The 13,230-nt window shown below is 62.2% G+C and carries 13 protein-coding genes; 7 read left to right on the top strand and 6 right to left on the bottom strand.

Annotated features, from left to right (window positions below; genetic code table 11):
- Window positions 1-257: 257 nt before the first annotated feature.
- The 4 genes from argE to GIW48_RS29200 are packed head-to-tail and all read right to left on the bottom strand — an operon-like array spanning window position 258 to window position 3,853.
- Window positions 258-1,403 (bottom strand): acetylornithine deacetylase, encoded by a 1,146-nt coding sequence (argE, locus tag GIW48_RS29215; RefSeq protein ID WP_236462676.1) that lies wholly within the window; start codon window positions 1,401-1,403, stop codon window positions 258-260.
- On the bottom strand, window positions 1,400-2,077 hold the full coding sequence (locus GIW48_RS29210) for a DUF1028 domain-containing protein (protein ID WP_058421955.1): 678 nt from the start codon (window positions 2,075-2,077) through the stop codon (window positions 1,400-1,402). Before GIW48_RS29210 ends, argE begins: the two co-directional genes overlap by 4 nt.
- 10 nt (window positions 2,078-2,087) lie before the next feature.
- The gene (locus GIW48_RS29205) at window positions 2,088-2,498 is read right to left on the bottom strand and encodes a RidA family protein (RefSeq protein WP_003207327.1); all 411 of its coding nucleotides are present in this window, start codon (window positions 2,496-2,498) and stop codon (window positions 2,088-2,090) included.
- 23 nt (window positions 2,499-2,521) lie between these two features.
- Window positions 2,522-3,853 (bottom strand): flavin-containing monooxygenase, encoded by a 1,332-nt coding sequence (locus GIW48_RS29200; RefSeq protein ID WP_419789516.1) that lies wholly within the window; start codon window positions 3,851-3,853, stop codon window positions 2,522-2,524.
- Between the two features lie 153 nt (window positions 3,854-4,006).
- Here GIW48_RS29200 and GIW48_RS29195 point away from each other — a divergent pair, with 153 nt between their 5' ends.
- The 5 genes from GIW48_RS29195 (at window position 4,007) to GIW48_RS30015 (ending at window position 9,443) form a co-directional block, all read left to right on the top strand.
- Window positions 4,007-4,846 (top strand): helix-turn-helix transcriptional regulator, encoded by an 840-nt coding sequence (locus tag GIW48_RS29195; protein ID WP_026013485.1) that lies wholly within the window; start codon window positions 4,007-4,009, stop codon window positions 4,844-4,846.
- 45 nt (window positions 4,847-4,891) lie between these two features.
- On the top strand, window positions 4,892-6,274 hold the full coding sequence (locus GIW48_RS29190) for an aspartate aminotransferase family protein (RefSeq protein ID WP_099548717.1): 1,383 nt from the start codon (window positions 4,892-4,894) through the stop codon (window positions 6,272-6,274).
- Between the two features lie 120 nt (window positions 6,275-6,394).
- Entirely contained in the window at window positions 6,395-7,774 is a 1,380-nt protein-coding gene (locus GIW48_RS29185) for an APC family permease (RefSeq protein ID WP_170038495.1), read from the top strand.
- 39 nt (window positions 7,775-7,813) lie between these two features.
- On the top strand, window positions 7,814-9,304 hold the full coding sequence (locus tag GIW48_RS29180) for an aldehyde dehydrogenase (protein WP_236462669.1): 1,491 nt from the start codon (window positions 7,814-7,816) through the stop codon (window positions 9,302-9,304).
- A gap of 19 nt (window positions 9,305-9,323) precedes the next feature.
- Complete coding sequence (locus GIW48_RS30015; protein WP_368665710.1) at window positions 9,324-9,443, top strand: GNAT family N-acetyltransferase; 120 nt, start codon at window positions 9,324-9,326, stop codon at window positions 9,441-9,443.
- Here GIW48_RS30015 and GIW48_RS29170 read toward each other — a convergent pair.
- Window positions 9,421-10,023 (bottom strand): LuxR C-terminal-related transcriptional regulator, encoded by a 603-nt coding sequence (locus tag GIW48_RS29170; protein ID WP_169988731.1) that lies wholly within the window; start codon window positions 10,021-10,023, stop codon window positions 9,421-9,423. The genes GIW48_RS30015 and GIW48_RS29170 overlap by 23 nt on opposite strands.
- Window positions 10,024-10,137: 114 nt before the next feature.
- Here GIW48_RS29170 and GIW48_RS29165 point away from each other — a divergent pair, with 114 nt between their 5' ends.
- Window positions 10,138-11,751, top strand: a complete 1,614-nt coding sequence (locus GIW48_RS29165; RefSeq protein ID WP_170038491.1) for an ATP-binding response regulator — start codon at window positions 10,138-10,140, stop codon at window positions 11,749-11,751.
- Here the strand turns inward: GIW48_RS29165 and GIW48_RS29160 are convergent.
- Window positions 11,741-12,076, bottom strand: coding sequence for a hypothetical protein (locus GIW48_RS29160; protein ID WP_017134555.1), 336 nt, complete (start codon window positions 12,074-12,076; stop codon window positions 11,741-11,743). The genes GIW48_RS29165 and GIW48_RS29160 overlap by 11 nt on opposite strands.
- 176 nt (window positions 12,077-12,252) lie before the next feature.
- Here GIW48_RS29160 and GIW48_RS29155 point away from each other — a divergent pair, with 176 nt between their 5' ends.
- Entirely contained in the window at window positions 12,253-12,717 is a 465-nt protein-coding gene (locus tag GIW48_RS29155; RefSeq protein WP_236462666.1) for a GNAT family N-acetyltransferase, read from the top strand.
- Window positions 12,718-13,230: the final 513 nt, after the last annotated feature.

Here is a 13,230-nt window from a genome sequence, read left to right as displayed (position 1 = left end):
GCAAAAAATGTGGGAGCTGGCTTGCCTGCGATAGCGGTGGGCCAGCTGAGAATGGGCCATCTGATACACCGCCATCGCGGGCAAGCCCGGCTCCCACAGGTTGTGCGGTGCCTGGACTGGAACACAGGGCAAAAAATGTGGGAGCTGGCTTGCCTGCGATAGCGGTGGGCCAGCTGCAAATGTGCCATCTGATACACCGCCATCGCGGGCAAGCCCGGCTCCCACAGTTGAACTGTGGTGTTTGGTAGGGAGGTGGCTTAGGCGCGGATTGAGTCGAGCATGCGCGCCAGCATGGCATCACACCCAGCCAACTGTTCGAGGCTCACAAACTCATCCGGCTTATGCCCCTGGTCCATGCTCCCCGGCCCGCACACCACCGTGGGTATGCCCACCGCATCAAACAACCCACCTTCGGTGCCAAACGCCACGGTGCCGAAGTCCCGCGAGCCACTGAACGCTGCGATCAACTCCGCTGCCTGGCTGCGCTCGTCGGTGACTAATCCCGGATATGCCGAAAGCTCAGTAAACCGAATCGCGCTCTGTTTACTCACGGCCTGCATACGCGGCAACACCTGCTGCATGGCATAGGCTTGCAGCTCCTCAGCCACTTCACCCGGGTCCATCGACGGCAATGCGCGCACTTCAAAATCAAAGCGGCAGTCGGCAGGCACGATATTCAAGGCCTTGCCGCCCGTAATCACGCCGGTCTGCACCGTGCTGAACGGCGGGTCAAACCGCGGGTCCTGCTGCTCGCGCAGCCGCAGGCCAATGCGCCCCAGTTCGCCAATCAACTCGGCGGCATGCTCAATCGCATTCACCCCATACGGCGCATACGCCGAATGGCACGCCTCGCCATGCACATCACAACGCATCGCCAGTTTGCCCTTGTGGCCGAGCACCGGTTTCAGCTCGGTCGGCTCACCGATAATGCACAGCATCGGTTTCACCGGCCGTTGCTCCAGCACCGCGAGCAGCGAGCGTACACCGAGGCAGCCGACTTCTTCGTCGTAAGACAGGGCGATATGCACCGGGATGCGCAAGTTGGCTTTCACCAACGCTGGCACCAACGCCAGCACACAGGCGATATAACCCTTCATATCCGCCGTGCCGCGGCCAAACAGCTTGCCGTCGCGCCCGGTCAGCGCAAACGGCGGCACAGTCCACGGTTGGCCGTCCACCGGCACCACATCGGTATGCCCCGACAGCACAATGCCCGGCAATTGCACCGGGCCAATGCTGGCGAACAGGTTGGCCTTGCTGCGTTCCTCGTTGTAGACCAGTTCGCAAGCCACGCCGAAGCCTGCGAGGTAATCGCGCACAAATTCGATCAGCAGCAGGTTGGACTCGCGGCTGGTGGTATCAAAGCCCACCAGCGTCTGCAGCAGTTCGCGGCTGCGGCTCATCGCTCGTCTCCGGCCACGCCGTAGCCCGGCGAGCGGTCGGGGGCGAGGGCGCGGTCGATGTAGTCCTGCACTTGCGGGCGGTAGGCATCCCAGAGCTTTTGCAGTTCGGCGATGGGCTGTTCATCGGCCCAGTCCACGCGCAGGTTGATGATCGGCCAGGTCAGTTCGCCCACCACCACCAGCGCGGCGGAATGCACCGGCCCGGCTTCGCCACCGGCGTTGATGGCGGCGTGCATCGCCGCCAGCAGTCGATCGGCGAGCTGGCCTTCGCCGTGTTCGAAGGCATGCACCATCGCTTCGATTACTGCGCGGTCGGCGAGCATATTGCCCGCCGCCACACACTGTTCGCCCGACACGGCATGGTGGGTGCCGAGGGTTTCGCTGCCACTGAAATGCACACTGCGGCCCAGGTGATCAATCGCCGTCAGTTGTCGGTATTGGCTGTAGCCGTTGCTCGTCAGGGCTTTGTCGACGGCGGCCGCAGGATCGAGGCCTTGTTCCAGCAGGTCGAGCACGTCGGGGCCGAGGGCCGGTAACGTGATGTTCTGGGTCGACACTGCGCCCACGCCGGGCCGCAGCCATGGGCAGCGGGCGCCCACGGCGATGCTCGAGGAGCTGATCGCGATGCCCAGTTGGCCGGTGTCCGCACAACGGGCGACGATTGAAAAGGTCATGGGCAGCTCCTTATTCGGGGATCACGGCGATCACGTCAATTTCCATCAGCCACTGTGGCTGGCCCAGGGCCGACACCACCAGCCCGGTGGAGATCGGGAACACGCCCTTGAGCCACTTGCCGACTTCCTGGTACACCGGCTCACGGTAGCGCGGGTCGATCAGGTAGGTGGTGGTCTTGACGATATGGCTCAGGTCGGAGCCGGCCTCTTCGAGCAGTTGCTTGACGTTTTTCATCGCTTGCTCGGCCTGGGCGCGCGGGTCGCCCAGGCCAATCAGGTTGCCATCAAAATCGGTGCCGACCTGGCCGCGCACATACACGGTGTTGCCGGCACGCACGGCCTGGCACAGGTCGTTGTCGAGGCTCTGGTTAGGGTAGGTTTCCTTGGTGTTGAACATGCGGATGCGAGTGTGAGTAGGCATCAAAAAAACTCCGAAAAAAGTGATCAGGCAAGGACCGGCGACGGGTGAGCAACCGGTGCGGTTTCGCGGTATTCAAGGTATTGGCGCTGGATGGCGATGTGGTCGGCCACGTATTTAGCGTCATGCCACACGCCCCAGATAAACGACGAACCCCGGCGCGACTGCCATGGCAAGCCCAGGAAGTAGATGCCCGACTCACTGGCCACACCGCGCTGGTGCTGCGGCTTGCCGGCGGCGTCAAACGCATCGACTTTCAGCCAGCTGTAATCCACGGCAAACCCGGTGGCCCAGATGATCGAGGTGATACCGGCCTTGGCCAGGTCCAGTTCCAGGATCGGGTTTTTGATGCACTCGGCATCCGGGAATACGCGGCGCGCTTGGGGCTCCACGGGCAGGTCGAGGCCGTTGCGCTCGATGTAGGCGTCCGCCGCATCCAGCAAAGCCAGGTAGTTTTCGTCGCCACGGGCCAGGTTTTCAACCAGGTTGGCTTGGAAGCGCGCGACGTTGCCGTCGAAGGCTTGGGTGAGGCCGACCAGGGTCATGCCTTGCTGGGCGAGCTCACGAAAATCGATGGTCTTGCCGCCGTGGGCGCCGCTCACGGCAATGGTCACGTGCTCGCGACCGGGTTTCATCGCGGCCTGGTCCCACTCACCCAACACGCCCAGCCACCAGCAGAAGTCTCGGTTGCGATAGGCACGCGGCGGGCGGTCGTGGGCACCGACCGACAGGTACACCTGGCGCCCGGAACGCTGCAGCTCATCGGCAATTTGCACGCCGGATGAACCGGCGCCCACCACCAGCACGGCGCCGGCGGGCAGTTGTGCGGGGTTGCGGTAGTCGGCGGAGTGGATCTGGTGCAGCGCGCTGTCTTCAGGCGCGATGGCCGGGATCACCGGCTTCTGGAACGGCCCGGTGGCGGCGACTACACGGTTGGCTTCGATCACGCCTTCGCTGGTGTGCACGGTAAAGCCTGGGCGGCCGACGTTACGCACCACAGAGGTCACGTCCACGCCGGTGCGGATCGGTGCATTGAACTTGCGGGCATAGGCTTCGAAGTAATCGGCCACGCGCTCTTTTGGCGCAAAACCATCGGCGGCGACGTCATCAAATTCCAGGCCGGGGAAGCGGTCATGCCAGGCCGGGCCGTTGGCGACCAGCGAATCCCAGCGCCCGGTGCGCCAGCGCTCGGCGATACGGCTGCGCTCCAGCACCAGGTGCGGCACGCCTTGCTTGCTCAGGTGCTCGCTCATGGCCACACCGGCCTGGCCGGCTCCCACTACCAATGTGTCTGTTTTTGTTATGGCTTGAGTCATGTGTCTGTCCTTGCGTAATGCAGTTGGATTCAGCTTGGGCATGGCTTCAAGGCTAGGGGGAGGGCGTTTTTTAATAAAATATTATTAAGCTTTGGAGTGAGCATAAATATCGGATGCAAGCTCACCCTATCGGGTGATTTCGAGGACTGAGCGGGTGTGTGACCATCCTTGCAGTTCTTTGAGCGAGGCTTCGACGTGGAAAACGACCGGCTTTCTTCTGCGCAATGGTTCGAACAGATGGCCCTGGTGACCGATAACATCGGGCAATCGGGGTTCGCTGCCGCCTTGTTCGATGCGCTCGGGTGTGTGCAGCCGATACAGGCCACGACGCTGTATTTTTACCCGCGTGGCGGCATGCCCAGTGCACTGTTCGAGCTGGATGGGCCGTGGTTGCCGCAAGGCAATGTGCGCCAGTACCTGTCGGGCTTTTACTTGCTCGACCCGTTTTACGACGCCTGTGTGGAAGGCGTCAGTTCAGGCTGCTATGCCTTGGCCGACGTTGCGCCTGACCACTTCGAATTGAGCGAATACTTCCAGTCGTTCTACCGCCACTCTCAGCTCGAAGACGAGCTCAATTACATCCTGCAGTCGAGCAAAGGCTCCAGCCTGGCGGTGTCCCTGGCGTTTACGCAAAAGCTCGACGCCGCCACCATCGCGCAATTCAAGCGCATAACCCCTTGGGTACTGGCCGTGCTGGGCAAACATTTTGTCGGCCTGGATGCCCACGGCGCACGCTTCGAAAACCTGCTGGAGCAACGTATTCACGCGGCATTGAACAACTTCGGCTCGTCGATCCTGACCGAGCGTGAATGCCGCATTGCCCAACTCATTTTGCGTGGGCACTCCACCCGCTCGCTGGCCGAGCGCCTTGAGGTGGCGGAAGACACCATCAAGTCCCATCGCAAACACATCTACACCAAGCTCGATATCGGCGCGCAGTCGGAACTGTTTGCCTTGTTTATCGACTCGCTCGCCGAAGCCCAGGGCGTGCTGAGCAAAGACCCGCTTGAAAGTTACATGAGCAAGCACCGCTGAGTGGCTTGCCAGCCCTTGCGTCACGACCAATAAGAGAGAGAAACCATGAACCTACCCGCCCAAATCAACCGTCGCACCGAGGATTACCAGCAGTCTGATGCGGCCCACCATATCCATGGGTTTGTCGACCAGAAGGCGCTGAACGCCGAAGGCCCGCGTGTGATGGTGCGCGGCGAGGGCTTGTACCTGTGGGACAGCGAAGGCAAGCGTTACCTGGACGGCATGTCCGGCCTGTGGTGTACCCAGCTCGGTTATGGCCGCCGCGACCTGACTGCCGCCGCCGCCGCGCAGATGGACCAGCTGGCGTACTACAACATGTTCTTTCACACCACCCACCCGGCGGTGATCGAGCTGTCGGAGCTGCTCTTCAGCCTGTTGCCGGGGCACTACAGCCATGTGATCTACACCAACTCCGGCTCCGAGGCCAATGAGGTGTTGATCCGTACCGTGCGCCGTTACTGGCAAGTGGTCGGGCAACCGCAGAAGAAAATCATGATCGGCCGCTGGAACGGCTATCACGGCTCAACGCTCGCGGCCTCGGCGCTGGGCGGGATGAAGTTCATGCACGACATGGGCGGCATGATTCCCGACGTCGCGCACATCGACGAGCCGTATTGGTTTGCCCATGGCGGCGAGCTGACACCGGCCGAGTTTGGCCGTCGTTGCGCGCTGCAATTGGAAGAAAAGATTCTGGAATTGGGCGCCGAAAATGTTGCCGGTTTTATCGCCGAGCCGTTCCAGGGTGCGGGCGGCATGATCTTCCCACCAGAAAGCTACTGGCCTGAAATCCAGCGCATTTGCCGCCAATACGATGTGCTGCTGTGCGCCGATGAGGTGATTGGTGGGTTTGGTCGTACCGGCGAATGGTTCGCCCATCAGCACTTCGGCTTCGAACCCGACACCTTGTCGATCGCCAAGGGCCTGACCTCGGGCTACCTGCCGATGGGCGGCCTGGTGCTGAGCAAACGCATCGCCGAGGCGCTGGTGGAGCAGGGCGGTGTGTTCGCCCACGGGCTGACCTATTCCGGCCACCCGGTGGCGGCGGCGGTGGCGTTGGCCAACCTCAAGGCGCTGCGCGATGAAGGCATCGTGCGTCAGGTGAAAGACGACACCGGGCCGTACTTGCAGCAACTGCTGCACGACGTGTTCGGCAACCACCCAATGATCGGCGAGATCCAGGGCACAGGCCTGCTCGGGGCGTTGCAGTTCGTCGAAGACAAGGCCACGCGCAAACGCTTTGCCAACGAAAACGACCTGGCCTGGCAGTGCCGCACCTTTGGCTTTGAAGAGGGCGTGATCATCCGCTCGACCCTGGGCCGCATGATCATGGCGCCGGCCCTGGTGGCCACGCGCGCAGAGCTGGATGAGCTGGTCGACAAGACCCGGATTGCGGTAGACCGCACCGCACGGATCGCGGGAAAACTCTGAAGTGACCTGCCCCCCACCCCCAGGTGCGGGTGGCGGGCAATCTCCATCAGACACGGCTTGAACGGCAGCGAGGTTATCGACTGCCGCGATGGCCCGCATCCCTCTTTCCAGGAGTCACCCATGAATACAATAACAAGCGTGGCCGAAACTCCCTCCCATCACACCTCAACCAAAGCCGCCTCTACGCGGCGCTTTCGCCAGCCGCTGGGGCTGGTCGGGCTGGTGCTGTTCGGCCTGGCCTACATGGTGCCGCTGGCGGTCTTTACCACCTACGGGCTGGTCACGCAGATGACCAAGGGGCACTTGCCGACCGCCTATATGCTGACTTTGGCGGCCATGCTACTGACCGCCTACAGCTATGGTCGCATGGTCCAGGCGCATCCGTTTTCCGGCTCGGTCTATTCCTATACACGCAAGGCGTTTGGTGCGTATTTCGGTTTTATCGCCGGCTGGACCTTGCTGCTCGACTACATCTTTTTGCCGCTGCTCAGTTATTTGTTGATCGGCATCTACATGTCCGAGTACTTCCCGGCGGTGCCGACATTTGTGTGGGTGCTCGGCTCGATTGCGCTGGTAACCACGCTGAACCTGGTCGGTATCGAGTCCATCACGCGGGTCAACTGGATCCTGATCGTGGCCCAGTTGGTGTTCATTGTGGTGTTCGTGGCGCTGTCGGTGCACAACCTCAGCGGTCAGCCGGCGCCCGTATCGCTGCTGGCGCCATTCCATCATGAAGGCTTCAGCGCACCCTTGATCATGGCCGGTGCGGCGGTGCTGTGCTTGTCGTTCCTGGGCTTCGATGCGGTGTCGACCATGGCCGAGGAAACCCCCAACCCGCGTCGCACCATTCCACTGGCGATCATGGTGGTGTCGCTGTTTGGTGGCTTGCTGTTTTTGCTGGTGTCGTATTTCGCGCAAATGGTCTTCCCGGAATGGAACACCTTCGCCGACCCGGATTCGGCCTCGGTGGATGTAATGCGCCGGGTCGGTGGCGAGGTGCTGGTGACGGCGTTTACCGCCACTTATGTGGCCGGCTGTTTCGCCTCGGCGATGGTCTCCCAGGCCAGTGTGTCGCGGGTGTTGTTTGCCATGGGCCGCGACGGCGCGCTGCCTCGCGTGCTCGGCAAGCTGGTGACGACAAAACGCGTGCCGGCCACCGCGATTGTGCTGGTCAGTCTGTTCTCGTTGATTGCGCTGTTTATCACCCTGGACACAGTGGCCAACATGATCAGCTTCGGCGCGCTGTTCGCGTTCTCGGCGGTGAACCTGGCGGTGATCAAGCATTACGTGGTCGACCAGCAGTTACGCGGCACCCGTAATTACCTGCTGTACGCCGCGCTGCCGGCGCTGGGGTTCCTCAGCACGGTCTGGCTGTGGACCAGCCTGTCGAGCCTGTCCTTCACCATCGGCCTGTGCTGGATGGGGGTTGGCCTTATTTGTTTGCTGGGGATCACGCGCGGCTTGCGCGTGAAGATGCCTGAACTGCAGATCGCGGAATAAAACCTTCGCCTGTCCATCGACCTTCATTGGGAGTACACCGTGTTCGACCTTCATTACTGGCAACAACGCGTTGCCCGCCAGACCTTCATCGACACCGCCTTGATCGGTGGTCGGCCCGTGAGCGCAGCCAGCGGGGCGACTTTTGATGCAATCAACCCCGCCACCCACCAGTTGCTGGCGCGTGTGGCCGCCTGTGGTGACGCAGAAGTAGACCTGGCCGTGCGCAGCGCCCGCCAGGCTTTCGAAAGCGGCCCTTGGCGGCGTATGCCGCCGGTTGAGCGCAAGAAAATCCTGATCAGGCTCTCCGAGTTGCTGATGACCCATCGCGAAGAGCTGGCCCTCCTGGATTCGCTGAACATGGGCAAGCCGGTGATGGACGCCTACAACATTGATGTGCCCGGCGCCGCGAATGTATTTGCCTGGTACGGCGAGGCGCTGGACAAGCTTTACGATCAAGTCGCGCCCACCGCGCACAACGCACTGGCGACCATCACCCGTGAAGCATTGGGCGTCGTTGCGGCGGTGGTGCCGTGGAATTTCCCACTCGACATGGCGGCCTGGAAGCTCGCACCGGCGTTGGCGGCGGGTAACAGCGTGGTGCTCAAACCCGCCGAGCAGTCACCCTTTTCGGCCCTGCGCCTGGCCCAACTGGCCCTGGAAGCGGGTATCCCGGAAGGGGTTTTGAATGTGGTGCCGGGCCTCGGCGAAAGTGCCGGCAAGGCGCTGGGGCTGCACCCTGACGTGGATTGCCTGGTGTTCACCGGCTCTACTCAGGTCGGCAAGTATTTTATGCAGTACTCGGCGCAGTCCAACTTGAAGCAGGTGTGGCTGGAGTGTGGCGGCAAGAGCGCGAACCTGGTGTTTGACGACTGCCAGGACCTGGACCTGGCGGCCGAGAAAGCGGCCTTCGGGATTTTTTTCAACCAGGGCGAAGTGTGCTCGGCCAACTCGCGGCTGTATGTGCAACGCTCCATCCATGATGAATTTGTCGAGCGTGTGATTGCCAAGGCGCGTGCCTGGATGCCGGGTGATCCGCTGGACCCTGGCAGCGCTGCCGGTGCCATTGTCGACAGTGAGCAAACCGCCCGCATCATGAGGGCGATCAATCAGGCCCAGGGCGAGGGCGCCAAGCTGCTGGCGGGTGGCGAGCAAGTGAGCATTAATGGCTCCTCCAACTTCATCCAGCCGACGATTTTTGCTGAGGTGACCGGCGACATGCGGCTCTCGTGCGATGAAGTGTTTGGCCCGGTGTTGGCGATCAGCGCCTTTGACACTGAGGAGCAAGCGATACAGCAAGCCAATGACAGCGTCTACGGGCTGGCGGCCTCGGTCTGGAGTGATGGCCTCAATCGCGCGCATCGGGTGGCGCGAGCGTTGAATGTCGGCACGGTGTCGGTCAACACCGTCGACGCCCTGGATGTCGCGGTGCCGTTCGGGGGTGGCAAGCAGTCCGGGTTCGGGCGTGACCTGTCGCTGCACTCATTCGACAAGTACACGCAGCTGAAAACCACCTGGTTTGCGCTGCGATAGCCGAAGCGGTCAGCCGGTCGTGTATTCATGGGTGCATGGCCGGCACGGTTACCTGCACCATCTGCTGGTAATGCCGGACTACCGCCGCCAGGGCATCGCCCAGGCCATGAAAACGCCTAGAACTCCCCGGAATACTTGACCGCCGCCGCGGCGCGCGAGGGCACTTTCAAACTGCGCAGCAGCGACGACACATGGATGCGCACGGTGAACGGCGAGATCGCCAGGGCCTTGGCGATTTCCTTGTTGGTCTTGCCTTGGGCGATCAGGCGCAGCACTTCCTGCTGGCGCGCGGTGAGGCTGTGGGTGCCCAGCGGCAGCAGGCCGGAGGGAGAAAACTTGACCAGCACTTCGCCTTCGCGGATCGCCAACAGGGCCTGGCCGATTTCATCGGGGCTGATGTTCTTGCCGATAAAGCCATCGGCGCCCAGGGCCATGACCTGGTCGATCAGCGCCGGGTCATCGACCATCGACACCACGATCAAGGTGGTGCGCCGCAGTTGCTGGCGCAGGTCGGCCAGTTGGCTCATGCAGGTAAGGCCCGGGAAGCGCAGGTCGAGGATCAGCGTGTCGATGTCGCCACCCTCGTGGATCAGCGCCTGCACCGCATCGAGGTCGCCGGCCTCTTGCACCACGGCCTCGGGCAACAGGCGCTGCACGGTGCGCAACATGCCTTCGCGAAACATTGGGTGGTCGTCGGCTATGATGATTCGGCCGGTCATGGCGTGCTCCTTCCTGGGGCATGGGTGTGCATTGGCATGCTACTTTAGCACCGCGCCACAGGGACGCCTCTGGCGCGCAAAGGATAGACCGAATGCCGCACAAGGACGTCCCCCATGAGTCATGAGACCAATTCCGAACTCGACCAGGCCAACCTGCGCATCGTGGTGGCCGCCATCGCCATTGTCTACATCGGCGCGCTGGGCTTTTTGCCGGGCCAGTCGGTTGACACCTACTTGCCGGTGATCCTGTATATCGTCGCGTTCCTGCTGGTCTCCATCGCGTTGCGCCAGGTGATTGCGCGCTGGCCAGGGCATTACCCGGCGCGGCGGATATTCGGCATGATCCATGACTACACCGGCACCTCGTTCGGGCTGGTGGTGGGCGGCGAACCGGCATTGCCACTGTATGCGGTGATGGTGTGGGTCAACCTGGGCAACGGCATGCGCTACGGCTCGCGCTACCTGGCGATTGCCACCGGCCTGGCCTTGCTCGCGCTGCTGATCGTGTACCGGCTGACGCCACTGTGGCAGGCGCAGCCGTTCATGGTGCTGATGCTGATGATCACCAGCACAGTGATCCCGGTGTACGCGCATATTTTGCTTGAGCGCACGCGCAAGGCTTCCGAAGAAGCCATCGCCGCCAACCTGGAAAAATCGCGTTTCCTGGCTCAGGCCAGCCACGATCTGCGCCAGCCTATTCACTCCATCGGCCTGTTCACCGCCTGTTTGCGTGAAGCGCAGTTGGGCGAGGCTGAGCAGCGCTTGGTGGACAATATCGACCGCTCGCTGCTCAACGTGTCGCAGCTGTTCCGTTCGATTCTCGACCTTTACACCCTCGACAACGGCAGGCTGTTGCCCAAGTACCAGGTGATTCACTTGGGCGAATTCCTCGCCGACCTGGTGCGCCAACACGCCGAAGCGGCGCATTGGGCCGGGGTGCAACTGCGCCTGCGACCGTGTGCGCATTGGGTACAGGTCGACCCCGCGATGTTGGCGACGATGGTGCAGAACCTGCTCTCCAATTGCTTTAAATACGGCGCACAACGGCCCGTGCTGATCGGCGTGCGCGTGCGCGACGGCGGCTTGTCGGTGGAGGTGCATGACCAGGGGCGCGGTATTGCCGAGGAGCATCAGGTGAAGGTCTTCGAAGAGTTTTATCGGGTCCGCCAACTGCGCGACAAGGACGTCGAAGGCGTGGGCCTGGGGCTGTCCATCGTCAAGCGCCTGGGGCAATTGATGGGGGTGCAGGTGAGCCTGCGATCACGGGTGGGCCATGGCACCTCTGTGAGCCTGCATGGCCTGGCATTGGCGACGGCGCCACGCCAACCGGCTGCGCGCGACGACGCGCGCCAGGCCGGCCTGCTGACGGGTTTGAAAGTCTGCCTGGTGGAAGATGACCACAACGTGCTGCTGGCCACCCAGGCCTTGCTGGAGCGCTGGGGTTGCGAGGTGCAGGCCGAATCCAGCGGGCAAGGCCTGGCCAGCGACTGCGACATCATCGTCGCCGACTACGACCTGGGCAACCACGCCACCGGCATCGAGTGCATCGACGCCCTGCGCGAGCAACGCGGCTGGGCGGTGCCGGCGCTGATCCTCACCGGCCACGACGTGGAGAAAATCCAGGCGGCCTTGCACGACCGCCAGATCGCGATTCTGTCCAAACCGGTGCGGCCTGCAGAACTGCGCGGCACGCTGCGTGACCTCAGCCAATCGGGCGTTACTGGTTAAACGGCGTCAGGCCATTGCCCCGAGCGCCCTTGGGCTGGCAGTAGGCGGCAGGCTTCATCAGGCCAAAGCTGGCCACGGCAAACATGCCACCGCTGGCACCGCTGGGCACTGAGCAGTTGTAATCGCCGGAGGCGGCGCTGGCGATGTAGTAGGTGGTCATGGAGTCGCTGCGTACATTGGAGATACGCTTGACCGGTTCACCGAGGTTGGTTTCCGACAGCGTCTTGAGATGGTCTTCGCTGGGCTTGACGTTGCTGCAACCGGCGACACCGATGATCAGGGCGCCGAGCAGGGTGAGACGGGTAACGGGAGCGTGCAGGTTCATGATGCTTCTTCCTTGGGATTGTTTTGGTTTTTCCAACGCGCAATGCACCCTCGCGCAACAGGTGTGCGGTGCCGGGGGGAGCGTTGGAAGTGCCGAGGAATATAGCGCCGCCGGGTAAAGGGGTCGATTAGCACAAGTGTGCTAATGGCACGGTGAGGTCATGGATGGAGAGAGCAATGCTAGCGATCAAACGCGCCACCCAAGCGGACGCCCAGGCGGCGTTCGACATTCGTCTGTTGGCCATCCGCAGCCAATGCATCGGCGCCTACACCGCTGAGCAAATGGCGCTGTGGACACGCGGCAGCGCCGAAGACGGTTACGACACACTGATGGACAAGCCGTTTTACCTGGGCTGGGTCAATGACGTACCGGTCGCCACCGGCATGCTCGATCTGGACAACAACGAAGTGGGCGCCCTGTTTGTGCTGCCGGCGTTTACTGGCCGAGGTTACGGCAAGACCATGCTGGATCACCTGGAAAAGCTCGCGTGGGAACTGGCGATTGAAGAGGTCGTGCTGGACGCGACGTTGAATGCGGCGAGTTTCTACCGGGCCTGCGGGTATGTGGGTGAGGAGCAGGCGGTGTATCACTCGCCTTCGGGGTTGGCGTTGGCGTGTATCCCAATGGTAAAACGGCTTTGACTCTTGCCACAGTTGAGCTTGTCGCTGGGGGATTTGTGTATGTCGCGATGGCCCTGCGAACTGAGATCTAACCAACACAGCTGATCCCCTGTGGGAGCTGTCGAGCTTTAGCGAGGCTGCGAAAGCGGTGGGTCAGGCTACTTATGTATCGCCAGTGCCGCCGCCTTCGCAGCCTCGCCGGGGCTCGACAGCTCCCACATTGGATCTTTGTTGCTGGGGGGGTGTATGGCGCGATGGCCCTGCGAACTGAGATCTAACCAACACAGCCGATCCCCTGTGGGAGCTGTCGAGCTTTAGCGAGGCTGAGAAAGCGGTGGGTCAGGCAGCTAATATTTCGCCATTGCCGCCGCCTTCGCAGCCTCGCCGGGGCTCGACAGCTCCCACATTGGATCTTTGTTGCTGGGGGGGTTGTGTATGGCGCGATGGCCCTGCGAACTGAGATCTAACCAACACAGCCAATCCCCTGTGGGAGCTGTCGAGCTTTAGCGAGGCTGCGAAAGCGGTGGGTCAGGC

This window comes from Pseudomonas sp. PA-6-3C (assembly GCF_021605825.1).
GTDB lineage: Bacteria > Pseudomonadota > Gammaproteobacteria > Pseudomonadales > Pseudomonadaceae > Aquipseudomonas > Aquipseudomonas edaphica.
Note: the sequence above shows the minus strand (reverse complement) of the source record. Positions and strands in the feature narration are given on the sequence as shown.

Bases quoted from the DNA above. Each gene is read 5' to 3' on its own strand.
- argE (WP_236462676.1), bottom strand. From the start codon at position 1,403: ATGAGCCGCAGCCGCGAACTGCTGCAGACGCTGGTGGGCTTTGATACC.
- GIW48_RS29210 (WP_058421955.1), bottom strand. From the start codon at position 2,077: ATGACCTTTTCAATCGTCGCCCGTTGTGCGGACACCGGCCAACTGGGC.
- GIW48_RS29205 (WP_003207327.1), bottom strand. From the start codon at position 2,498: ATGCCTACTCACACTCGCATCCGCATGTTCAACACCAAGGAAACCTAC.
- GIW48_RS29200 (WP_419789516.1), bottom strand. From the start codon at position 3,853: ATGCCCAAGCTGAATCCAACTGCATTACGCAAGGACAGACACATGACT.
- GIW48_RS29190 (WP_099548717.1), top strand. From the start codon at position 4,892: ATGAACCTACCCGCCCAAATCAACCGTCGCACCGAGGATTACCAGCAG.
- GIW48_RS29185 (WP_170038495.1), top strand. From the start codon at position 6,395: ATGAATACAATAACAAGCGTGGCCGAAACTCCCTCCCATCACACCTCA.
- GIW48_RS29170 (WP_169988731.1), bottom strand. From the start codon at position 10,023: ATGACCGGCCGAATCATCATAGCCGACGACCACCCAATGTTTCGCGAA.
- GIW48_RS29165 (WP_170038491.1), top strand. From the start codon at position 10,138: ATGAGTCATGAGACCAATTCCGAACTCGACCAGGCCAACCTGCGCATC.
- GIW48_RS29160 (WP_017134555.1), bottom strand. From the start codon at position 12,076: ATGAACCTGCACGCTCCCGTTACCCGTCTCACCCTGCTCGGCGCCCTG.
- GIW48_RS29155 (WP_236462666.1), top strand. From the start codon at position 12,253: ATGCTAGCGATCAAACGCGCCACCCAAGCGGACGCCCAGGCGGCGTTC.